The 21878-nt window shown below is 54.0% G+C and carries 23 protein-coding genes; 15 read left to right on the top strand and 8 right to left on the bottom strand.

Annotation, left to right across the window (positions count from 1 at the left end; all coding sequences use genetic code 11):
* Nucleotides 1-96 precede the first annotated feature (96 nt).
* The 3 genes from NQZ67_RS20000 to NQZ67_RS20010 are packed head-to-tail and all read left to right on the top strand — an operon-like array spanning nt 97 to nt 4722.
* Nucleotides 97-1215 carry a GGDEF domain-containing protein gene (locus tag NQZ67_RS20000; protein ID WP_257449342.1) on the top strand — a complete coding sequence of 373 codons (1119 nt, stop codon included), beginning with the start codon at nt 97-99 and terminating at the stop codon, nt 1213-1215.
* On the top strand, nt 1208-2332 hold the full coding sequence (locus tag NQZ67_RS20005) for a GGDEF domain-containing protein (RefSeq protein WP_257449344.1): 1125 nt from the start codon (nt 1208-1210) through the stop codon (nt 2330-2332). The genes NQZ67_RS20000 and NQZ67_RS20005 overlap by 8 nt, the downstream gene beginning before the upstream one ends.
* On the top strand, nt 2329-4722 hold the full coding sequence (locus tag NQZ67_RS20010; protein ID WP_257449345.1) for a putative bifunctional diguanylate cyclase/phosphodiesterase: 2394 nt from the start codon (nt 2329-2331) through the stop codon (nt 4720-4722). Before NQZ67_RS20005 ends, NQZ67_RS20010 begins: the two co-directional genes overlap by 4 nt.
* A gap of 56 nt (nt 4723-4778) precedes the next feature.
* Here NQZ67_RS20010 and NQZ67_RS20015 read toward each other — a convergent pair whose 3' ends face one another.
* The 3 genes from NQZ67_RS20015 to NQZ67_RS20025 form a co-directional block, all read right to left on the bottom strand.
* A complete protein-coding gene (locus tag NQZ67_RS20015; RefSeq protein ID WP_257449347.1) occupies nt 4779-5669 on the bottom strand; it encodes a TIGR03943 family putative permease subunit in 891 nt (296 codons plus the stop codon).
* The gene (locus tag NQZ67_RS20020; protein ID WP_257449349.1) at nt 5666-6682 is read right to left on the bottom strand and encodes a permease; all 1017 of its coding nucleotides are present in this window, start codon (nt 6680-6682) and stop codon (nt 5666-5668) included. The genes NQZ67_RS20015 and NQZ67_RS20020 overlap by 4 nt, the downstream gene beginning before the upstream one ends.
* A 143-nt stretch (nt 6683-6825) precedes the next feature.
* Nucleotides 6826-7008 carry a DUF5325 family protein gene (locus NQZ67_RS20025; RefSeq protein ID WP_257449352.1) on the bottom strand — a complete coding sequence of 61 codons (183 nt, stop codon included), beginning with the start codon at nt 7006-7008 and terminating at the stop codon, nt 6826-6828.
* Between the two features lie 137 nt (nt 7009-7145).
* Between NQZ67_RS20025 and NQZ67_RS20030 the strand changes: the two genes are divergently transcribed.
* On the top strand, nt 7146-7355 hold the full coding sequence (locus tag NQZ67_RS20030) for an alpha/beta-type small acid-soluble spore protein (RefSeq protein WP_257449354.1): 210 nt from the start codon (nt 7146-7148) through the stop codon (nt 7353-7355).
* Nucleotides 7356-7483: 128 nt separating this feature from the next.
* On the opposite strand, the gene NQZ67_RS20035 is transcribed toward NQZ67_RS20030, so the two are convergent.
* Entirely contained in the window at nt 7484-8470 is a 987-nt protein-coding gene (locus tag NQZ67_RS20035; RefSeq protein WP_257449356.1) for a metal-dependent hydrolase, read from the bottom strand.
* A gap of 93 nt (nt 8471-8563) precedes the next feature.
* Between NQZ67_RS20035 and NQZ67_RS20040 the strand changes: the two genes are divergently transcribed.
* Nucleotides 8564-8866, top strand: coding sequence for a hypothetical protein (locus NQZ67_RS20040; protein ID WP_257449358.1), 303 nt, complete (start codon nt 8564-8566; stop codon nt 8864-8866).
* Nucleotides 8867-8868: 2 nt separating this feature from the next.
* Here NQZ67_RS20040 and gerQ read toward each other — a convergent pair whose 3' ends face one another.
* Nucleotides 8869-9507, bottom strand: a complete 639-nt coding sequence (gene gerQ, locus NQZ67_RS30400; protein WP_306812970.1) for a spore coat protein GerQ — start codon at nt 9505-9507, stop codon at nt 8869-8871.
* A 57-nt stretch (nt 9508-9564) separates the two neighbouring features.
* Entirely contained in the window at nt 9565-9987 is a 423-nt protein-coding gene (locus NQZ67_RS20050) for a cell wall hydrolase (protein WP_257449360.1), read from the bottom strand.
* A 204-nt stretch (nt 9988-10191) separates the two neighbouring features.
* Here NQZ67_RS20050 and cyoE point away from each other — a divergent pair, with 204 nt between their 5' ends.
* Together cyoE and NQZ67_RS20060 are read left to right on the top strand one after the other, a co-directional pair.
* Nucleotides 10192-11103, top strand: coding sequence for a heme o synthase (gene cyoE / locus NQZ67_RS20055; RefSeq protein WP_257449362.1), 912 nt, complete (start codon nt 10192-10194; stop codon nt 11101-11103).
* 26 nt (nt 11104-11129) lie between these two features.
* Entirely contained in the window at nt 11130-11741 is a 612-nt protein-coding gene (locus NQZ67_RS20060; RefSeq protein WP_257449364.1) for an SCO family protein, read from the top strand.
* On the opposite strand, the gene NQZ67_RS20065 is transcribed toward NQZ67_RS20060, so the two are convergent.
* Complete coding sequence (locus NQZ67_RS20065) at nt 11738-12109, bottom strand: ribonuclease M5 (protein ID WP_257449366.1); 372 nt, start codon at nt 12107-12109, stop codon at nt 11738-11740. The genes NQZ67_RS20060 and NQZ67_RS20065 overlap by 4 nt on opposite strands.
* A 360-nt stretch (nt 12110-12469) precedes the next feature.
* Nucleotides 12470-13648 carry an MFS transporter gene (locus NQZ67_RS20070; protein WP_257449368.1) on the bottom strand — a complete coding sequence of 393 codons (1179 nt, stop codon included), beginning with the start codon at nt 13646-13648 and terminating at the stop codon, nt 12470-12472.
* Nucleotides 13649-13808: 160 nt separating this feature from the next.
* Between NQZ67_RS20070 and NQZ67_RS20075 the strand changes: the two genes are divergently transcribed.
* From NQZ67_RS20075 to NQZ67_RS20110, 8 genes are all read left to right on the top strand, one after another.
* Nucleotides 13809-14255 (top strand): hypothetical protein, encoded by a 447-nt coding sequence (locus tag NQZ67_RS20075; protein ID WP_257449370.1) that lies wholly within the window; start codon nt 13809-13811, stop codon nt 14253-14255.
* Nucleotides 14256-14295: 40 nt separating this feature from the next.
* A complete protein-coding gene (locus NQZ67_RS20080) occupies nt 14296-16407 on the top strand; it encodes a peptidoglycan D,D-transpeptidase FtsI family protein (protein ID WP_257449372.1) in 2112 nt (703 codons plus the stop codon).
* Between the two features lie 279 nt (nt 16408-16686).
* Nucleotides 16687-17604: a metal ABC transporter solute-binding protein, Zn/Mn family gene (locus NQZ67_RS20085; protein ID WP_257449374.1), complete on the top strand. Its 918-nt coding sequence runs from the start codon at nt 16687-16689 to the stop codon at nt 17602-17604.
* A gap of 37 nt (nt 17605-17641) precedes the next feature.
* Nucleotides 17642-18460 carry a metal ABC transporter ATP-binding protein gene (locus NQZ67_RS20090; protein ID WP_257449376.1) on the top strand — a complete coding sequence of 273 codons (819 nt, stop codon included), beginning with the start codon at nt 17642-17644 and terminating at the stop codon, nt 18458-18460.
* Nucleotides 18454-19392, top strand: a complete 939-nt coding sequence (locus tag NQZ67_RS20095; protein WP_257449378.1) for a metal ABC transporter permease — start codon at nt 18454-18456, stop codon at nt 19390-19392. Before NQZ67_RS20090 ends, NQZ67_RS20095 begins: the two co-directional genes overlap by 7 nt.
* Nucleotides 19389-20273, top strand: coding sequence for a metal ABC transporter permease (locus tag NQZ67_RS20100; RefSeq protein WP_257449380.1), 885 nt, complete (start codon nt 19389-19391; stop codon nt 20271-20273). The genes NQZ67_RS20095 and NQZ67_RS20100 overlap by 4 nt, the downstream gene beginning before the upstream one ends.
* Nucleotides 20274-20590: 317 nt before the next feature.
* Nucleotides 20591-21337 (top strand): Cof-type HAD-IIB family hydrolase, encoded by a 747-nt coding sequence (locus NQZ67_RS20105; protein WP_257449382.1) that lies wholly within the window; start codon nt 20591-20593, stop codon nt 21335-21337.
* 53 nt (nt 21338-21390) lie between these two features.
* Nucleotides 21391-21873 carry a DUF456 domain-containing protein gene (locus NQZ67_RS20110; protein ID WP_257449384.1) on the top strand — a complete coding sequence of 161 codons (483 nt, stop codon included), beginning with the start codon at nt 21391-21393 and terminating at the stop codon, nt 21871-21873.
* Nucleotides 21874-21878 lie beyond the last annotated feature (5 nt).

A 21878-nucleotide genomic window follows, 5' to 3' on the forward strand; every position in this document is an offset into this window, starting at 1 on the left:
ATGGTGCATCATACTATAATTAGGAATAATTCTTAGTACTTTACTCCTTCATTGCGTGCGCTTATGGGTGAATTTACTTGCAAAGTGGTGACGAACATGAAAGCCCAGCTTGCCAATAATCAATCATGGAATCGATGGATCCTAACGGCCTTCTGGTTGTTAATATCCATGATTCTCTTATTCTCCCAAGTTGTATATTTACTGAGGCAATCGGGAGACGGCTTGTTCGGAAGCAGCTTCGAGCTGTCTCCTTCCGTGATGCCGGTAGCTATTCCTTCTCTTCTAACTCTCATAGTCGCGGAATGCTTGATCCGGATGATGAGGCGGTACTTTGAACATTTGCTTATCGTCATCGGCTTCGCTTTTGCATTGTTGATCATGCTGACATACAGCGAGCAAGAGACCGGCATGTATATTACGCTCGGCATCCCGATTATCATTTCCTATTGTTATTTCGACCGGGGGCTCCTGCAGTTTACAACCTTCTTCACATCCGGCGCTTTTTTTGTTGCCGTGCAATGCTTTCCTTCGCTAAAGCAGCAAATCCATTTCGTTGATATCATCATTATTTTCGCCTTTACGATCGGGATGACGATGATCGGATATGCGGTCATCTCCAGAGGCGAAGAGCTCCAGCGTTCGCTCGAAAGGGCGATCTTGTCCGAGCTTGAAGCGTTCGCCGACTCCGTCGCGGTTGAGAACGACGCCAAAATCGATCACTTGACCGGACTATATAACCACATAACTTATCAAGAGTACGCGTCATTGCTGACGGAGCAGCATGAATGGTATGGCATGAAGCTGCTGCTTGCCGTGATCGATATCGATAACTTCAAATACGTGAACGATACGTACGGGCATCACGTTGGCGATATCGTCCTGATGAAAACGGCAGCGCTCCTTAAACATTCGATCTCGCACGAGGATATCGCCGCCCGTTACGGCGGAGAAGAATTTGTCGTGCTGCTGACGGGCAAAAGCTTGGAGGAAGCCGTGGCTTTGTTGGACCTTGTTCGTATGCGGCTTGAGGAAGCCTCCTTCCCCGAATTAGGAGAACATCATGTGACGATGAGCGTGGGTCTAGCGGAATATCGATCCGGCATGGATAAGGACAAGCTGTTCAAGCAAGCAGACGCTTATCTCTATGAAGCGAAGCGGTCCGGCAAAAACAGGATCGTCAGCCGGCATGGAGAGGAGGCAGCCAGTTATGCGTAGCTTGTTTCGGAAGCCCATGCACATGTCGTTATGGAATCATCGGATTCGGATGACCTACTGGTGCCTTACCGTCATTCTCATCTTGTCCATGCTCGTGCTCCTGCCGTTCGTGAAGCAATATTACCCGGACTATTTAGATACTTATATGAAGAATCAGATCTATTGGCAGTTCGGCTTCTTAATCAGCATGATGGTAATAGGTGAATGGCTGTATAAGAAAATAACGGTCATTCAGGATTACCTCGTGATAACGATTGGTGCAGGCTTCTCGACCGTCGTTTTGTTTTTTAATTACTCGGAATCATTCGGTCTGCTGATTGCTCTTATCCTGCCAATCGTGGCGTCCATCCTTCATTTCAATTATGCGAAGGTGCTGTATGCGAGTCTAGTGACGCTCGTGCCATTCGTCACCATTATGCCTTTTGATCATTATGAGCTTCTGGAGATGCCGATAAGAACTACAATGATCGGCGTGTGCATCATCGTATGCGCGACTGTGGCAACGCTTGGTATCGTAAACCGGGGGCTCAAGCTCATCGCCGATGAGAAAGAAGCGCTCGTGAACGAAAGGAATCACCGGCTTCAGCAGCTGGCGATTCAAGAAGCTTATTGCAAAGATTCTTTAACGGGACTGGACAATCACAAGAGGTTTCAGGAGCGCCTGCGATGCGTGCTCGACGACGAACAGGCAGCGCCGATCCATTTGGCCGTCATCGATATCGACAATTTCAAGTCCATTAACGACACGTTTGGCCATTCGAATGGCGATTTGGTGCTGCGGAGGGTAGGCGCGCTGTTGAAGGCGCACGAAAGCAAATGCGTCCACCCTTCGAGATACGGAGGAGAAGAGTTCACGATTATTTTCAAGGGCTTAGCCTTCCAGGCAGTTGCCGACGCGCTTGAAGACGTGAGGTCCCAAACGGAACGCTTGCTATTCCCTGAGCTTGACGGGAGAACGATTACCGTCAGCATTGGCTGTCATGCGGCCGAGGATGAGAAGGATGCCAGCACGCTGTTCCGGATTGCCGACACCGCGCTGTACCAAGCGAAACGAAACGGCAAAAACCGGGTCCAATATTCCGATTTCTTCAAGAAGGAAGGGGGTGTCCAGCGATGAGTTCGACGCTTACGATCGTTATGCTGTTATCCTTTATTGTGCCTGTACTGGTCCTTGCCGACACGGCGCTTGTCATTATTCGGCGCAATCCTGGACATTTGGAGAACCGCCTTGCCTTCTTGACGACAGCTGCTCTTGCGCTGATGGTGTTCTTCCATTTCTTCGAGCAGATGCTGCCTGAGCAGTACGCGGAGCGAATCACCCTCTACCTCGTGCACCCTGCTGCGATGGCAGCGGCAACCTGCGGGATGCTGCTGCACGTGCTGGTTACGAGACATTACCGCAAATGGCCGAAAAAAGTATGGCTAGCCGTCAGCGCGGTCCCTTACGTCTTCTATGCTGTAATGCTTGCGCTCAAGGGGGAGCGATATTTCGTAACGGGCGTTACCGTCGAGCATGGGTGGAAACAAACCGAAATGGCTGGCGGTATGTATATCGTGCTGGCGATGCTGGCTTCCTGCGCCGCTGCGAATTTTCTCATGAGCTTAGGGGCCTTACACAAATCGAATCATTCCGCGGGACGAAGCAGGTACGAGGTGCTGTTCAAAGCGAATGTTTTTTATATCGTGTCGACGGTGCTGGTCATGGCTTTATACGCGTCTTTCTCCAAGCTGTTTTTTATTCCGCTATCGATACTGTACCTGACGGCAGTCGTGTGGGGAGTCGCTTTACGCGTGTTCATGCATCATGACTTCCTGCCGACGGCGGAGCGTAAGTACGAGCTGCTATACCAGCTGTCGCCGGCGGCGATCGTTATCATGGACCGTCATTTGCAGTTGAAGGAAGTAAATCCAGGCGCCTTGCGTTTATTCGGCTTCGAACGGGATGAGGAGTTGAAGAATCGTTCCCTTCTGGAATTCGTGCCGGAGATCAATCGGGACCCGCTCCGCGAAGAATACCAAACGCTGTTCCCGAACGAGGATTGGTCGAACCGGGAGTTTGCCATCGTCAATCGTTACCAAGCCGCAAGACAAGTCGCCGTGGATACGGAAATTATGATGGAAGGCGAGGAATGGCGCGTTCTCGCCGTCATCAAGGATATAACGAGACAGAAGGAAGAAGAGCAGACCTTCCATTATATGGCGCATCATGATGCTTTGACGAAGCTGCCGAACCGTTACTTATTCAATGCGGAGCTGGAAGGCTCCTTGGCGGATATAAGGCCCAAACAAGGGATGCTCGGCGTTCTGCTTATCGATCTGGACCGGTTCAAGCTGGTGAATGATACGCTTGGGCATTCGGCCGGGGACGAGGCTCTGATCAAGGTGTCGGAGAGGCTGCTGTATTCCATCGGCGAGCTGCATCTGCTCGCTAGGCTGGGCGGAGACGAATTTATCGTACTGATCAAATACGCCAAGGAATACGAAGACATTATCGGCTTGGCGGAGGAGCTTCTCGCCTCCTTCCAGCGTCCGGTTACGCTGCTCGGCCAAGATTTCTATTTCGGCGGAAGCATCGGCATCAGCGTATATCCTTACGACGGGGATTCGTCCGACGTATTGATCAAGAAGGCTGATATCGCCATGTACAATGCCAAGCGCAACGGGGGCAATCAGTACCGCCTCTACACGGATGACATGATTGCATTGGTGCAAAGAGATGTCCGCTTGGAGAAGCATCTGCGCAGGTCGCTCGAAAAAAACGAATGGGTCTTGCATTATCAGCCGCAGTTCGATATCCAGTCGGGCAGACTGATTGGCGCGGAAGCGTTAATCAGATGGAACTCCGAAGAGCTTGGCATGGTATTCCCCGGCGACTTCATAACGCTGTCCGAACAGCTCGGGCTAATCAACGAAATCGGGCGGTGGGTTATTAATGAAGCCTGCGTTCAAGGCAAGCGCTGGGAGGACCTTGGCTGGACCGATTTCGTCTTATCCGTCAACGTGTCGTCGAGACAGCTGGACGAGCCGTATTTCGTCAAAAACGTGCAGTCGATCCTGCAATCAAGCGGTCTCGAGCCCTCCCATCTCTGTCTCGAAATTACGGAGAGCATGGTCGTGGATAAGCTGCATGCGGCGCGCTACATGCTGGACGAGCTGGTAGCGCTCGGCATTCATATCGCGCTGGACGATTTCGGCACCGGCTACTCGTCTCTCAGCGTGCTCAGACAGCTGCCGATCTCCGTCATTAAGATCGACCGTTCCTTCATTACCGATATGGAGAACGATCACGAAGGCTTGTCCATCGTCAAGACGATCGTGTCCATGGGACACGACTTGAACAAGCAGATCGTGGCGGAAGGCGTGGAGACGAAGGCGCAGCTGGACCTTCTGCTCGATATAGGCTGCGACAAAGCGCAAGGCTACTACTATTCCAAGCCATTGCCGCTCGAAAGCATGAACGAACTGCTGGAACGATCGGGCGAGCTCAGCAAAAGACGAAACGCATAACTTAGAAAGAAGAAAGCCGGTCCTCGAGAGGGCCGGCTTCAATATTGTTGGTGCCGTTAAGTTCCGAATTCGAAATCGGGGTAAACGTACGGCGTGGACGGCGCGGCAATCCGTTCGATCTTCGAAGCCTGAAGCGAAATGATGGAGTTTCCGTCATATTCGATCACGGTCAGCTCGCCTTTCACCTTGATCCATTCGTCCTCGTTATATTGTTCCGCTTTCGGCCATGTAATCACGAGGCCATAAGGGAGCGCGTCGGCCGAGCAGCAGTTCATCGCGAAGCGGCTCACCGCGATGCGGTCTTCGCCCATCTCCTCCTCGCGATATACAAAGCCGCTGATTTCTACCTCCTTGCCGGCTAGCGCGTCGCGATAAAGGTCGAGAGTCGTCAATGTCTCGATGAATTGCTTCTCGGGTACGATAATCAGCTCTTCGCCGTACAGCTTTTTGCCGAGCTTGGCATGATCGACCGTATATTCGTCGTAAGGAAACAAGGCGTCCAGCTCCTGCTCGATGACATCGGGCGCGCCATCCGAATTGCTCCGTTCCGCTGCGCCTGCATCCCGGTTAACGGACTCGCTGCCGGTGAAGCTGATCCCCTTCTTCTCTGCCATCGCGCTTCCCAGCGTGCTGGTTGGAACGAGGAGGATCGTGAGCAGAGGGAGCAGAAACAATCCGTACATGACCGTTCCTTTAAACGGCGACTTGGAATGATGGTGTCCGCAATCGCAATCGGTTCCGTGGTCAGACGAGCCTGCTTTGGATTTCGATCGGAGCGCTGCGAATATCTGGTATACGGCAGCCGCATACAACCCCAGCGCCGAAAGCTTGACAAGCAGCTCCATGCGCGGCGCGATGTACAGCACGGCCTGTCCGGAGTTGAACAAATAAACGATCATAAAGGCGAAGCCGGCAAGAAGCGCGGCTCGAATGAAATGATGGATCATATCAGCACCTCCGCAAGCATGGATCCTCCCAGCGTGAGAGCGAATGCGAGAGCGATAAGCAGCAGAACGACTTTAAGCTTGAACGTCGAGAGCATCATCAGCGTATTCTTCAGATCGACCATCGGGCCGAAGACGAGGAAGGCAAGCAGTGCCCCCGGCGGGAAAAGCCCGTTAAAGGAGACCGCGATAAACGCGTCGGACGTCGAGCATATCGATAATAGGAAGGCGAAAGCCATCATGAACATGTAGCCGATCAGCGGCTGGTCGGCAACCGAAGCGATGGACTCCCGATCGAGCGACGTTTGGATGACGGCCGTAAGCAAAGCGCCGAATATTAAATATTTGCCCATGTCAAAAAGTTCGTCGGACGCGTGAGCGAGCGTTGAAGACCATTTGTTCTTGATTCTACCAACTCGCGATACCGGCGCGTGATGATCCGAATGATCATGGAGAGCGGATGCCGCGCGAAGCGGACTGTTCTTCGCGAATTTGGCGAATAACAAGCCGATCGTCATCGCAACCGCAAGCGCTAAAGCCATTCGTCCATATACCATCTCTGGTGAAGCGCGGAACGCCAGATAAGTGGAAGAGAATACGATCGGATTGATGATGGGCCCGGCAAGCAAGTAAGTAATACCTATGTAGGCGGGCATCCCTTTGCGGATCAGCCGGCGGATAACGGGGATCATCCCGCATTCGCATAAAGGAAAGACAACGCCAAGCAGCCCTCCGAACAGAATGCCGGCCACCTTATTGCGAGGCGTGAATTTCCGAATCGTCTCGTCGGACACGAACACTTGCAATAGCGCGGAGAACAGGACGCCAAGCAGGATGAACGGAAAAGCTTCAAGCAGAATGCCGATGAACAGTAAATTGAACGATTGCATATGAACGGATTGCAGCAGGGCCGAAATGGCGCCCGGCAGCTCTCTGTTCCATAAAATCAGGGCCAGCATAATCGCGCATCCTAGACCGAGCAGCGGCGTTGCGTATCGAAATATCGTTTGTCGCATATTCGAATACCTTCCTTATTAGTAATGATTACGATAACATTATATACTATACCATATGCGAATGGGACAAACTATAGGACTATTTCCGATTTTTTCATAAAAAAGGCCGGCTTCCGCTGTCGCGGAAACCGGCCTGGTGTCGATTAATCGATTTTGTTCCCTCTTCTTCTTAGCTTGGCCTTGGTGATGAAGCCCGCGCCGATGCTAAGCAAGGTCAACATGCTGAATACTAGCACCAGCCAGCCGTTATGGGCGATCGATATGGCTGTCGCGCTCATGAAGAGCACGGACAAACAAGCAAAAAACAAAGATAGCGATTTGGACATTCCCGTCACTCCCCGTAGTTTTCGAAAAGGTTTGAAAATATTTTATAAGGTCTAGCATACTTTTATGAGCGATGCACATAATAACCTTGCAAGCTTGCAACACAACAAAGTGCAAAGGACGAAAGGAGAAATATCCTATGGCAAGAAGTAACCAACTTGTGGTCCCACAAGCAACGCAAGCACTGGAACAATTGAAGATGGAAGCAGCTCAGACTCTTGGTGTACAAGTTCCCGCTGACGGTTACTATGGTAACGTATCCACTCGCGACGCTGGCTCGCTTGGCGGCTATATTACAAAGAAGCTAGTCCAAATTGCAGAGCAGCAGCTGTCTGGCGGGTTGCGTTAATCGCTTTTTATACACAAGATGTACAGGCCCAAGGGTAACCTTGGGTCTTCTCTATTGTCGGCAAGAGTGATGAAACCGAATAAAAGCCCCTTCCCATTGTGAAGGAAGAGGCACATCCCGTCAATGCTTCAATATGTGTCCATGCGCAGCCGCTTCATCAGGCGATCGTCGCTGAGCCATCCGACATAAGAGCCAACCGTCTCGAATTGCTTGTTCATAAGGAGTACGCCGACGAAGGGATATTGCTTGCGGTGGCGGTAACGAACATCGGACCACCTTACCTCATAGCCCCAGTTGTGCTCCTTCACGTCCGCGCATGCGAAGCTTGTGAAATACAAAAACGAACGGATGGCCGGATCGTTTTTGGATTTTTCAACGGCTGCGTGAGTGGAGCATTTGGCCTTGTCGAGCCATTGCAGCTTGTCCCCTCTTAAATTGCCGATATGGAACGTTCCGTCCGCCGATTGCTTGACAATGTTCCAGATCGAGAGCGATATCGTTGGAATCGCGATATACCAATCGCCCCGCTCATGCTGCTTGTCCATCCACGTCAGCCGCCGTACCGTCTGCTTGGCCGCGAAGGTGCGCCATACGAAGTAGATGGCGAGGAGCAGGTACAGAAAGGGGAACAGGTTCGCGGGATTTACGATTCCGCCCGCCCAAAGTAAAATAGCGATAATATGGGACGTGAAGATGATGGGGTCGAAGATGTGGATAATGTTCCACGAAATCCATTTTTCGTTGAAAGGTCTCATGGCCTGCGTCCCGTACGTGTTGAACAGATCCGTAAACACATGCACGCATACGGCGAGCAGCACCCAGCCCCCCACATGAAGCCATGGCAGACTGCCTCGGTAAACGAGCTGCAGGAGACCCGTAATCGCGGCGGTCCAGATCAGAATGGCCGGGAGCGAATGGGACAAACCTCTGTGATTCCGGATATAACAAGCATTGCCTCTCAGGCGAAGCAAATTGTCCAGGTCCGGTGCTTGCGAACCGGCAATGGTGCCGATCAGAACGGCGGTGTGGACGGCGGGACTCCCCGCAACGACGGGATCGACCATCGCAAGACCCGCAAGTCCGATGCCCATAACAAGATGTGTGCCAGTATCCATAAGATGTGTTAGCCTCCCTGGTCGCATGATTAGGGATAGTATCGCCTCGGGAGCACCACTTTATCAAAGCGCATGGAAGGAGACTCGAACCAGATGCATGTTTGCTTCGCGGAATATCGCATCCTGCCCGAATTCAGGGAACAATTCCTAGTTCTCGCGGACAAATTGGTAGCCGGCGAGAACGGACTTGTCCAATTATATGAAGGAACCGATCAACCGGGCTTGTTCGTGGAGATTTGGCAGACGCCTTCCGAAGAGGAGGCGGAGCGCGTGAAGGAAGAACGCCTAAGCGGGCATTCTTCCTGGTCCGCGCTGTCGCCCTGGATTGCAGGGGGGACGGATAAGCTTCACGTGTGGACTTTCAAGCCTGCGGTTTCCTTACCGGGAAGCGGCTAGGATTAGCCGTTGATAGGCGTGCCGGGCGTCACGACTTCGCCGTTGAACGGATATTCGTAATTTATCGGTCCGTCGAACGTGACATAGTCCAGGTTAAGCATCAGAAGCAGGAAGCGCATGCCCGTCGCGGGATCGCTGATCACGATATGGTCGCGGCCAGCGGCTTCGATGACGCCCTTGAATATTTTGGCGTTCCATTCGCGGTTGTTCTCATAAGTCATATAGAATGTAGCGAGCTTGCCGCGGTTCAGGCGCAAAATATTCTCTACGTATGATTCCTCTACTGCTGGAAGCGTTACGATGTTTCCGCCGCCCGGCGTAATGAACGAGCCGCTCGGCACCGGAGGCGGCGTTTCCGCGCTGGCAGCTTGCACCGGGGTGCCCATCGGCATAGGCATAGGCATAGGCATTTGTCCGCCTGTCGGCATTGTCATTGGGCCACCCATCGGCGCCGCCATTTGACCGTCTGTCGGCATTGTCATTTGGCCGTTTGTCGGCATTGTCATTTGACCGCCTGTCGGCAACGCGGAGATGGAAGCCGTCGATCCGGCGCCGTATGGGTGAGCGTATGGATAGTACCCTCCACCGAAGCCGCCTGCTTGTTGACCTGGATATTCCTGTCTGAAACCATAATTCGTCATGCTGTTAATCCTCTCTTTCGCGCGTATGCGTGTGAAATATACCGCCATGAGGCGGAGCTAATAAACGGAAGGGCAATCGCCTGCGGTCGGGATGTAGAAGCAGTGGGCCTTGAAGCGTCCGCTGTTCGTTTGATCCCACCAAGTCCCCGGACAGCCTCCGGCCGGCCGGAAGAACCAAAGCGCGTTGGAGGCGGGATGCTGCCTTTCGCCGTTAATGACTCGTTTTGCTAGTCTGATCTCGCTCTCCCGCGCTCTCTGATAGAAGTAGCTCTTCTGTATCGCCTCGAAGCCGCCTGGGCTTTGATACACCATTTGCGGGATGGAGCGTATGTTTTTGAAATCGAGGCAGTTGCCGCGAACCCGGTTGACGCCTACGTTGCCAACCATCAGCATGCCTAGCTGGCCTTCGCCTTCCGCTTCGGCGCGCATAAGCCTCGCGAGCATCCTTGTGTCCTCCGTGTTTGCTTTAATAACGGCCATAGATGGGAGCCTCACTTCCCTTCGCGATTCGTCGAAATCTAATAGGCGTTACACCACATGGTTATTGTATTGCCCAGACGTTCGAATGGTTCCTGACCGAATACAATTGATTGCCACATTTTGAGTGTCGAAAATATGAACAGTGGGCGCGAACGTTGTCACATCTTCTTTTTTTCGGTATGATTAGATTCGATTCATCAATGAATGGAAGGCGCGGCATTGCTCGCGTCTCGTCGCATAACTCGGGAGGCTTGTTTTGTGTTCAAGGATTTAATCGCATTAACGAAACCGCGGCTCCTTCGTCTGAACATATTCGCGGCGCTGGGCGGCTTCTGGGTAGCTTCCAAGTGGGATTTCGATATTCCTCTTCTCATATGGATGTTGATCGGTTCTACGCTAACGATGGCTTCCGCAACGGTCGTGAACAATTATTGGGACAGAGAGCTGGATCAGAAGATGGAGCGCACGCGGAACCGCGCGCTGCCGATGGGCCGCATGAAGCCGGGCGCCGTGCTCGCGTACGGGCTCAGCATGGGCGTTGCGGGCATCGCGATCCTGTTCCTCCTCGTTCACCCGATCACGGGGTGGCTGGGACTTCTGGGCTGGTTTGCTTACATAGTCATTTATACGATTTGGCTGAAGCGCACTTCGACCTGGAGTACCTCGATCGGAGGAATCTCGGGAGCGATGCCGCCGGTAATCGGCTACTGCGCCGTAACCGGACAAGTCGACGCCGGCGCATGGATCTTGTTCGCCCTGCTGTTCCTGTGGCAGCCCGCGCATTTCTGGTCGCTCGCCATACGTCGCGTAGAAGAGTACCGGGAGGCCGGCTTTCCGCTGCTGCCCGTTGTGAAAGGCATCAAACGAACGAAGCTGCAGATGATTCCGTACGTGCTGCTGCTTATTCCGACGGTTTGGTTTATGTACTACTTCGATTACGCAGGAATATATTTCCTCATTATTTCGCTTGCGCTCAGCGTCGTATGGCTGATTCACACGCTGACGGGCATCTCGGCCAAAGACACGGAGAAGTGGGCCAAAACGAACTTTCTGATTTCCGTCAATTATTTGATGATCGTCTTTATCGTTATGATCGTGGATACGGCTAGAGCTTAGCCTAGTCCGAGGGGAGTGTATGCAGAATGGCATTCATTAAGAAACACAGCTTCAAAATTGCCGTACTTGCACTTTGCGCGGCAATGGGGATTTATTTGTTATTTACTTACGTGTGGAAGCCGGCCGAGCCGCTGCCGGTCCTTCAGGCGGCACCGTCGTTCGAGATGAGCGACATCGACGGCAATACCGTCTCGCTGGAATCGACGAACGGCAAGGTACGGCTCGTCTACTTCTACTTCGCGAATTGTCCAGACGTTTGTCCTCCGACGACGTTCAAGCTCTCCGAGGTGCAGGAGAAGCTGCGGGAGGAAGGAACGCTAGGCAAGGAAGTCGAGTTGATCTCCATTACGTTCGACCCGGAACGGGATACGCCGGAGGCGATAAGAGAATTCGCGGGGAATACGTTCGCCGAATTCGACGGCTGGCATTTCTTGCGCGGCGAAGAGGAAGCGACCATCGAGCTCGCCCGGAATTTCGAGGTCGGAGTGAAGAAGGACGAGGCGAATAATTCTTACATTCACTTCAACATTATTACGCTGGTCGATCAGGACGGCCAGATTCGCCAGTGGATGAACGGCAGCGACGACGAAGCCGTTACGCCCGAATACATCGTTAGCCAAGTGAATAGGCTGCTCTAGAAATCATCTTTGCTCCATTCGGAAGCGGGACTCTGCGCGGGATACACGATATGCGCATCGAGTCCCGCTTTTTCTAATTGCTGGATCAAATAGTCCTCCGGCGTGTTCTCGACGCCTGCGTATCCCCTTCTCGTATAGATATGCTCGGCGTCGGGGAACAGGTCGCGCAGCATGCCTCGAATTCTCTTGCCGGAGGAGTCGTTGTCCGTGAAAATGAACACTTGGCGGTCGCCGACCGCATGCCGCAGCTTCTCCAGCTGGTCGGTGCCCGGCGTCCCGAACGTGCAATAAATGTCGACTCCGCCGTCCAGCACGCGCCGCAGCCGGCTTCTATCGTTTTTTCCTTCCACCACAATCGCGTACTCCATGCCGCTTTCGCCTCCCTCAAAGATCATGAGCTTAGTTTACACCAATGCCCGCAACAAAAAAAACAAGCAGCCCGCCGAAGCGAGCCGCCTGTCAGGGGATGCGTTGGAACGGCTTACCAGAAGCCGGCACACGCGATAATTACAAGCAGAATGAACAATACCAGAATGCCTACTACGTTGTTGTTGTGATGGCCGCAGCCTTTGTCAAAAGCGGAGTTTACGCCAGTCATCTATGGTCACCTCTCTCCTGATTCTTGAGAGTCAAGTCGACCGTCTGACGGTCCCGCGTTCGCGGTGGGTCACTTGACATAGTTCATCCTATGAGCGGAGGAGACGAATGCCTTGTGCGTTCACCCAGTTCTACGAAAAATGGGTGTTTGGCGTATTCGGCGCGATCGGGCGAAGCTTGAAGAAGGGAAGGAACGCCGCCGCCAGCATTAACCCGAGGAATGCGATGAAATACGGCGATATGTAATCCCGGAGCTGACCGGCAAGCATCGGGCCCAGGAAAGCCCCGACCGAAAAGGCGATCGAAAGCACGGAGAAAGTACGCCCGTACTTGGCGCCGCCGCTCAGCTCGATGAGCAGCGTCGAAAGCGCGGGCAGAATGATGCCCTTCATCATTCCGATGCCGAGCAGCAGTACGGGAAGCGGCAAGGGGACCCCCGCCGCCATGCCGAAGTAGAGAAGCCCGAGGCAGACGGAGCCGAGCAGCGTCCGGTAAAATGCGGGATACCGGTTCAGGAAGAACATGCTGAGCGTGATAAGCGCGCCGATGCTAATGACGGAGAACAACAAGCCGGTTGTCATCATCGACTCCTGCGACTTCGCCAGGAGCGGAAGCTCGAAGGAGAGAATGCCCTGCGCGCAGCTGAAGCCGACCGGCAGCAGGAAGACCAGCCAAGGAAGAGGCTGCGCGGCAGGCTTCTTCTCTTTAAGCTTCTTCGCGGGGCCGGCTGCGGTCTGATTGGCTGGATGCTGATCCAGCTTGCGGTTAATGTCCTTAATGAACAGCAAAGCGCAGATCGCCGTGATGACAAGCACCCATCCGAGAAGCGTGAAAGCGACAGAGAAGCCAATCTTCGCCACGAGATAAGCGCCGGCCGCCGGGGAAACAACCGAGGCCAGCGTATGGACGAGGCCGTTGCCGGCCATGAGCTTGCCTTGCTCCGTAATATCATCCGTGAGCCGCGCAAGCAAAGCGAGGCACGCCGGAGACAAGAACGCGAGCACGAAGCCGCTGATGGAGCGCAGCAGCAGCAGCTGCCACGGATCGGTCACTTGCGATTGGAACAGAAGGACAATGCCGGCGGCCATCAGGCTGAAGACGATGAACAGCCGGCTGCCGTACCTGTCGACGCCGAAGCCCGCGATCAGATTGCCGGGCAGATGGGTGATCGAATACATGCCCATCATGAGTCCGATGAAGGATGGAGCGGCGCCGATCGAGATGGCGAACGGCGTTAGAATCGGATATTGGGCATGCAGGTCGAAGAAAGCGACGAACAGAAACAAATACAGCCAGATGGCGGTTTTCACGGGCGATCCTCCTTGGTTCTTACCTTGATAGTTACTAGTACGTGACGCTTGGACAGGATATGACTGCCTTACATGGAAGGCGGCGTTTACGCCCTATCTTTGCTAGGCTATAATGTTTGATAATAGGGTTTAGAACGAGATATAATGGAGGGGTTCGAAGGTGGATTTTTTGGATTTTTCGTCGTATGACACGGAGACTTGGACTACATTTCTGAAGGATAATTGGCTTGTGCTCGTCGTTGCGCTGATCGTGCTGCTTCTCGTCATCCGAATCGTGAAGACGGTCGTGAAATGGGCGATCGTTGCCGCCGTCGTCATCGGCTTGATCTTCTACAGCGGCTATACGCTGGACGACGTCAAGGAGATCGGCTCGAAGGTGATGGACGGAGCGAAGCAGGAAGCGATCGCCATGCTTGGCAAGGCGCAGGACGCGGAGTATACGGTGGACGAAGACGGCACGTATATCGTGAAGTCGGAGAGCATAGAGCTGAAGGGCGAGGTCGGCAAGAGCGAGGTTCAGGTATCTCTGTACGGCGCTCCATATATTACGCTTGAGCTCGACGGCGTTATCCAAACCTTCATCGATCAAGCGAAACAAAACGGTTAGCTTGCAGGCATTCCCGCCTGCATGAATGGGAGTGAAACACATGCAGGACGATCCGCAGAAGCGGGAGATCGACAACCGGCGGAACTTCTCGTTCCGTCTGAACTTTTTTTTCTTTATTACCTTTGCGTTATTCAGCCTGCTGATCGTGCGGCTGGCGGTGCTGCAGTTCGTTGAAGGCCCGACGCTCAACGCCAAAGGCGTCGACATCAGCACGCGAAGCAATCAGATTCCGCCGATTCGCGGCAATATCTACGACTCGAACGGGTATCCGATCGCGTATTCGACGTCAACCCAGTCGCTGTATTACAATATTCAGCCGTCCACCAAAGCGAAGAAGTATGACGCGGCAGCCAGGGAGACGGCCGAGAAGCTGGCGAAAATTTTCGAGAAGTACGGCGACCCGGAAAACGCGATGACCGTAGACGATATTTTATTCCAGATGGACCTTGAGTTTTCGCGTAACGTATTGTCCGTACCGAGACGGATCAAGTCGGGGCTGACGAACGCGGAAATCGCTTATTTCATGGAGAACAAATCAGAGTTCACGGGCATCGACATCATGGAGGAGAGCGTCCGCAACTACGACAAGAGCTCGATCGCGGTACAGCTCGTCGGCTATCTGAAGAAGTACAAAGGCGTCCGTACGACTAACGATTTCTACAAGACGAAGCTGGAGGAGACGGATCCGACGCTTCAGTACTTGGAGGAAGAAGAGGTCGGACTCGACGGACTCGAGTTCATGTATCAGGATGTCCTCCGCGGCAAAAACGGCCTGAAATCGTATCCGGTCAACAGCAAGGAGCATATTATCGGCCCGGTGCGCATCACGAATCCGGAGAAAGGCGCGAACTTATACCTTACGATCAATAAGGACGTACAGCTGAAGACGGAAGAAGCGATCATGACGCATCTCGAGAAAATCCGCACATCGAAGAACCGGTATGAGTACGCGCCTTATGCGCAGACAGGCTTTGCGGTTGCAATGGAAGTCGATACCGGTAAAGTAGTTGCCATGGCCAGTATGCCGGATTACGATCCGAACATTTGGGCTGGAGGCAGCATTAGCACCAAAGACTATGAGAACTTTGGATATGTACTGCCAAACGGAACGATTCGAACGGTGTATGGACCTTATACCGATGAAGAGCGCGGTAAGCATCCATCTTCCATAGTTCCGCTTGGTTCGACGGTGAAGCCGTTGACCGTGTTGATAGGCCTTAACGAAAAGCTGTTTTCGACAACAACTCGATATAATGACACGGGCGCCTTCTACTTCGGTGCAGAAGGACACCAGAGGAGAATCGGCAACTCGGAAGGCAAAGTTTTCGGCAGCATCGACGGCGCGGCGGCGATCGCCAACTCCTCCAACCCGTTCATGGCTGCAATGGTCGGTAATAAGCTTGCCGCTCGCGGAACGGTAGACGGCAAGTCCGCCGTCGAGATCTGGGACAGCTATATGAAGATGTTCGGACTTGGAGTCTCGACCGAAAGCGGACTGCCTGGAGAATCTTTGGGCGTTATCGACTATTTCCACGAAGCTAAAAGCGCGAGCACGCAATCCGCGCTAGTCTTCTCGTCGTTTGGCCAACAAGGCCGATATACAACGCTGCAACTCGCGCAATACGTGTCGATGCTTGCTAACCATGGCCAACGGATGAAGCCGCAATTCGTGAACGAAATAAAGGACACCGAAGGCAATGTGATTCAAGGCTTTACACCGGAGGTGCTTAATACGGTCGATATGCCGGAACAGTATTGGGAAGAGATCGAGGCCGGCATGTCTCAAGTTAAGGTGCAGGGCTTCGAGGGTTTCCAGCACAGCTACAACCGGAAGACGGGTACCTCAGAACAGGCGGTCGCTGGTGGGGAAATTGCTAACAACGCGGTATTTATCGCGTACGCGCCCGCGGACAAACCGAAGCTGGCCGTCGCGGTCGTCGTGCCGGATGGCGGCTTCGGCAGCTTCGGCGCCGCGCCGATCGCAAGGCAAATCTTCGACGCGTACGATGCGGAGATCGGTCTGACCGGCACGCCGAACACGGCGCTCAAAGCCGCTCAGACGCAGACGGCATCAGGTGCGAATGGCGCTGCCGGCGCAGATGACGCGGCTGCGGTGACAACCAACGAGCAGACGGAAACAACGGAGCAATAAGCCATGCTTGACCACGAACTGTCCTTGACTAACCGTCAAGGACAGTTTTTTTATTGCGATTTAATGGGCAGCGGCGGAGCCGAAAATAAATGTTGCACGAGAGAAACATTTTTGTGTATTATTAAAAAAGAGGCGCTGGTCTAAATAAGGTTGACTAGGGCAAAATCTATTAAAATGAACGGCAAGCTGTTACGAGAAAAGTTGAGAACCGGATAAGATGGGGAGGCATAAATGATGGGCAAAGGAAAACGGAGTCATTCCGCGTTAAAGAGATTTTGGATGACGATTTTATTTTTGGCCGTAACCGCGGTTGCGTTGGCCGCTTGCGGCAATGCCGCGGAGACACCGGGGGACGGCAAGCTGCGCGTTACCGCCACGACGGGCATGATCGCGGACATCGCGATGCAGGTAGGCGGCGAGCATGTCGACGTTACCGGGCTGATGGGGCCCGGTATCGACCCGCATTTGTATAAAGCTTCGCAAGGAGATGTCGAGAAGCTGGATGACGCGGATATCATTTTCTACAACGGTCTTCATCTGGAAGGGAAGATGGGGGAAATATTCGAGAAGCTGGAGAAGAGCAAGCCCGTCGTCGCGATCTCCTCGAAGTTGGAGGAATCGCAATTGATGACGGATCCGGCAGCGACCGGAGGCGCGGTGCACGATCCGCATATTTGGTTCGACGTGAAGCTGTGGATGTCGGCCGTGGAAGTCGTTCGTGATACGCTTGCCGAGAAGGATCCGGACCATGCGGAGCAATACAAGGCGAATGCGGAAGCGTATTTGGCCAAGATGGAGGAGCTGGACGGATACGCGCGCGAGCAGATCGCGTCCATTCCCGAGAAGAGCCGGATTCTCGTAACGGCGCATGACGCGTTCGGTTATTTCGGCAAAGCGTATGGCTTGCAGGTCACAGGATTGCAAGGGATGAATACGATGTCGGAATACGGCTCGAAGGATGTTAGCGAGCTGCGCGATTTCCTTGTCGAGAACGGGATCAAAGCCGTATTCGTCGAATCCAGCGTGTCCACGAAGTCGATTGAATCCGTCATTGAAGGCGCCAAGAAGCTGGGACATGAAGTGAGGATCGGCGGGGAGCTGTTCTCCGATGCCATGGGCGATGAAGGAACGGAGGAAGGCACTTATCTCGGCATGGTGAGACATAACGTAGACACGATCGTGAGCGCGCTCAAATAACGATCGTCGGGATCAAACGCGAAAGGATGTGAACGTCATGAGCGAAGCGGCAAAGCATCTTCGGCAGGAACAAGGTCCTGCTCCGCTCTCGGTGAGCGGCCTCAGCGTCGCGTATCAGAAGAAGCCCGTACTGAAAGGCGTAACGTTCGATGTGAATGAAGGCGAATTAATTGGGGTCATCGGACCGAACGGCGCGGGCAAATCGACGATGATGAAAGCGGCGCTCGGCTTAATTCCATCGATTGGCGGAGAAGTTCTCGTATACGGCAGGCCGGTCAAGGCTCAGCGCAAGCTGATCGGCTACGTGCCGCAGCGGGAATCCGTCGATTGGGATTTCCCAACGAACGCCCTGGACGTTGTGTTAATGGGCACCTACGGCAGGCTCGGCTGGTTCGGCCGTCCGGGAGCCAAGGAGAAGGCGCAGGCGCTCGAATGTCTGGAGAAGGTCGGCATGGCGGATTTCGCCGACCGGCAGATCAGCCAGCTGTCCGGCGGCCAACAGCAACGCGTATTTCTAGCGAGGGCGCTCGCTCAGAACGCGAAGCTGTACTTCATGGATGAACCGTTCGCCGGCGTCGACGCCGCCACGGAGAAGGCGATTATTACGCTGCTGCAAGAGCTGAAGAAGCAAGGCAAGACCGTAATCGTCGTTCATCATGATTTGGCGACGGTGCAGCAGTATTTTGATTCGGTGCTTCTATTGAATGTAGAGCTTCAGGCGTACGGTCCTACGGCCGAGACGTTCACGCAGGAGAAGCTGCAGCGCACGTACGGCGGGCGGCTGGCGTTTCTGGATCATAGCCTGATCCAAGGGGGAAGCGGCCAAAGCTGCGATAGAGGTGATCGGACATGTTGAACTTTATGGCCATGCTCGCCGATCCCAACATGCAGTGGATCTTCTTCGGCTGCCTGCTGCTCGGTCTTAGCAGCGGCGTAATCGGAAGCTTCTCGTATTTACGCAAGCAGAGTCTGGTCGGCGATACGCTGGCTCACGCGGCTTTGCCCGGCATATGCATCGCCTTTATGCTGACGGGCGTCAAATCGATCGGCATATTTCTGATTGGAGCGGGCATCGCGGGCGTTATCGCGACGTTCGGGATCGGCTATATTACAAGGCATTCCAGGCTCAAGCAGGATGCGGCGCTTGGCATAGTGCTCAGCGTTTTTTTTGGACTCGGCATCGTACTTCTTACGTTCATCCAGCATGGCGACTATGGCAATCAATCGGGCCTTGATAAATTTCTGTTCGGGCAGGCGGCCGCGATGGTCGGCTCGGATGTCGTAACCATGTCGGTCATCTGTTTATCGCTCGTCACGATTTGCACGCTGTTCTTCAAACAATTTAAGCTGATCTCCTTCGACCCCGGTTTTGCCAAAGGAATCGGTTATCCCGTCGCGCTCCTCGAGCAGCTTCTTATGCTGCTGATCGTGGTCGCCGTCGTTGTCGGCATTCAGGCGGTCGGCGTCGTGCTGATCGCGGCGCTTCTCATTACGCCGGCTGTATCGGCCAGATATTGGACGAATCGGCTCGGCGTCATGGTCGCCTTATCCGGCCTGTTCGGAGCGCTGAGCGGCGCGCTAGGCACATGGGTCAGCTCGTCCGTGACGAATTTGCCGACGGGACCCGTAACCGTGCTGGCCGCGACGTTGTTCTTCTTCGTCTCGGTGCTGTTCGGACCTCAGCGGGGGTTGATCGCCAAGCGGTTAGTCAGACTACGCGTGAAGAAGAGCTTCCTGCTCGAGAAGGAGCTTCGCGCGGAGCCGATGAAGGGAGAGACCGCGTTATGAGCGACTTCTGGATTTTGTTAACCGGCTCGCTCGTCGCGGCTTGCTGCGGAATCGTAGGCGTGTTCCTCGTGCTGCGCAAGATGGCGATGATCGGGGACGCGATCAGCCATTCCGTCATGCCGGGCATCGTCATCGCTTTCCTCATGAGCGGCTCGAGAGATTCCCTGCTTATGATGTTCGCCGCTCTCGTATTCGGCGTTTTCACCACGTTTCTGATCGGGATGTTCGAGCGGGGGGGCATTCAATCGGATGCCTCGATCGGCGTTGTTTTCACCGCGTTGTTCGCGATTGGCGTCATTCTGGTCAGCTTGTTCGCCCGTCAGGTGCATCTGGACCAAGACGCGATTCTATACGGAGAGATCGCCTTTGTGCATTGGAACCTATGGGAGATAGGCGGCGTCAGCATGGGGCCGAAGGCGGTGTGGCTCCTAGGCTTCACGCTGTTCGTCATCGTCGCCGTCATCGGCTTGCTCTACAAGCAATTTAAGCTATGCTCGTTCGATCCGGCTCTAGCCGCGGCGATCGGCATCCCGGTCGCTTTCTTCCACTATTTGCTCATGGGACTGGTGTCCATGGCCACCGTCAGCTCCTTCGAGAGCGTAGGCGCCATCCTCGTGGTCGGCATGCTGATCGTACCCGCATCGACGGCTTATCTGCTAACGGACCGGCTCGGGATGATGATCGTCCTGAGCGTCGCGGTCGGCATAGCAAGCACCTTCCTTGGATATGGCGCGTCCGTCTGGCTGGACGCTTCGATAGCCGGATGCATGGTATGCGCGGCTGGCGTATTGTTCATTATTGCGTTCTTGTTCTCTCCGAAGCACGGGCTCGTGAGCCGCAAGCTTCGGCAGCGCTCGCTCGCGGCCGCCGCGAATGGTTAAATAAGAGGCAAGCAAAGCCGTTTCTCGGTACGAGAAACGGTTTTGCTTTGTGTTATAAAACCATTTCTCGGTTCGAGAAACGGTTTTGCTTTGTGTTATAAAACCATTTCTCGGTTCGAGAAACGGTTTTGCTTTGTGTTATAAAACCATTTCTCGGTACGAGAAACGGTTTTTGCTTTGAGCACGTACTACCGAGTGCAGGTACGCCCCAGCAGATCAAGGCAAGCACGCAACCGAGTCGTATGGTTTCCGGACCATAATGTGTTAAAATAAGTTGTGCGTTTGGAACGGCGACAGAGATAAAGGAGATGAACATCATGCCGAAATACAAATTGCTGGCGCTCGATATGGACGGGACGCTGCTTAACGAGCGGAGCGAAATAAGCGAAGAAAACGCGGAATGGATCAGGCGGGCGCGGGAAGCGGGCGTTACGGTCAGCTTTTCGACCGGAAGAGGCTTCGTCAGCGCGCTGCCGTACGCGGAGCAGCTGAAGCTGGATTCGCCCATGATAACGGTGAACGGCGGGGAAATTTGGACGAAGCCGCACGTGCTGCATAAGCGTACGGAGCTCAGCCCGATCTACGTGGAGCGGCTGCACAAGCTGGCAAAGTCCTACCCCGAGGTTTGGTTCTGGGCTTATACGACTCTTGCGATTTACAACAAGGAACGCTGGTTCGGAGCCGGAGAGAGCTATGACTCCCATCATTGGCTGAAGTTCGGCTACTATACGGAAGACGACCGCGCGCGCGAGCTGATTTTGGCCGAAGTGCAGAGCTGGGGAGCGCTGGAAATCAGCAACTCGTCCCCTAATAATATCGAGCTTAATCCGCAAGGCGTGTCCAAAGCGAGCGCGCTTCGGGATCTCTGCGACTGGATGGGCATCGGGATGTCCGAGGTCGTGGCGGCCGGAGACAGCCTGAACGACATTGCGGCGATCCGGGAAGCGGGGCTCGGCGTGGCTATGGGCAACGCGCAGGAGGCCGTGAAGGAAGCGGCGGATGTCGTAACGCTGACCAATGACGAGCACGGGGTGGCGGAATTGATCAAGCGTTACGTGCTGTAGTCCGCGTAATGGGCCGGGGGCGGCCATTCGAAGCCTGAAAAGGAGCGATTACAATGGATATATTAGGTTGGTCATTAGTCATTCTGCTGTTCGTGGTCGGAATGGCGGGCACGATTTACCCGATACTGCCGGGATCGGTCGCGATTTACGCGGCGTTTTTCGTTTACGGCTTCTTCTTTTCATTCGACGAGCTTGGCATTATCTTCTGGATTTTGCAAACGTTAATATTCATCGTCCTCTTCATCGCGGATTACGCGGTGAGCGCCTGGGGGGTCAAACGCTTCGGCGGGTCGAGGGCGTCGGTGATCGGCAGCACGATCGGACTTATCTTCGGTCCGTTCGTTATACCGGCGTTCGGTCTCATTATCGGTCCGTTCGCGGGAGCCGTCATCGGCGAGATGATGGCGGGCTCGAATTTCGAGAAATCCGTTAAGGTCGGCTGGGGCTCGCTTGTCGGGTTATTCACCAGCGTCGTCGTGAAAATCATCCTTCAGAGCGTGATGATTGCATTGTTCGTGCTCTGGCTAGTATTCTAAGGTAG

Origin of the sequence: Paenibacillus soyae (assembly GCF_024623455.1) — a bacterium.
Classification (GTDB): Bacteria; Bacillota; Bacilli; order Paenibacillales; family Paenibacillaceae; genus Pristimantibacillus; species Pristimantibacillus soyae.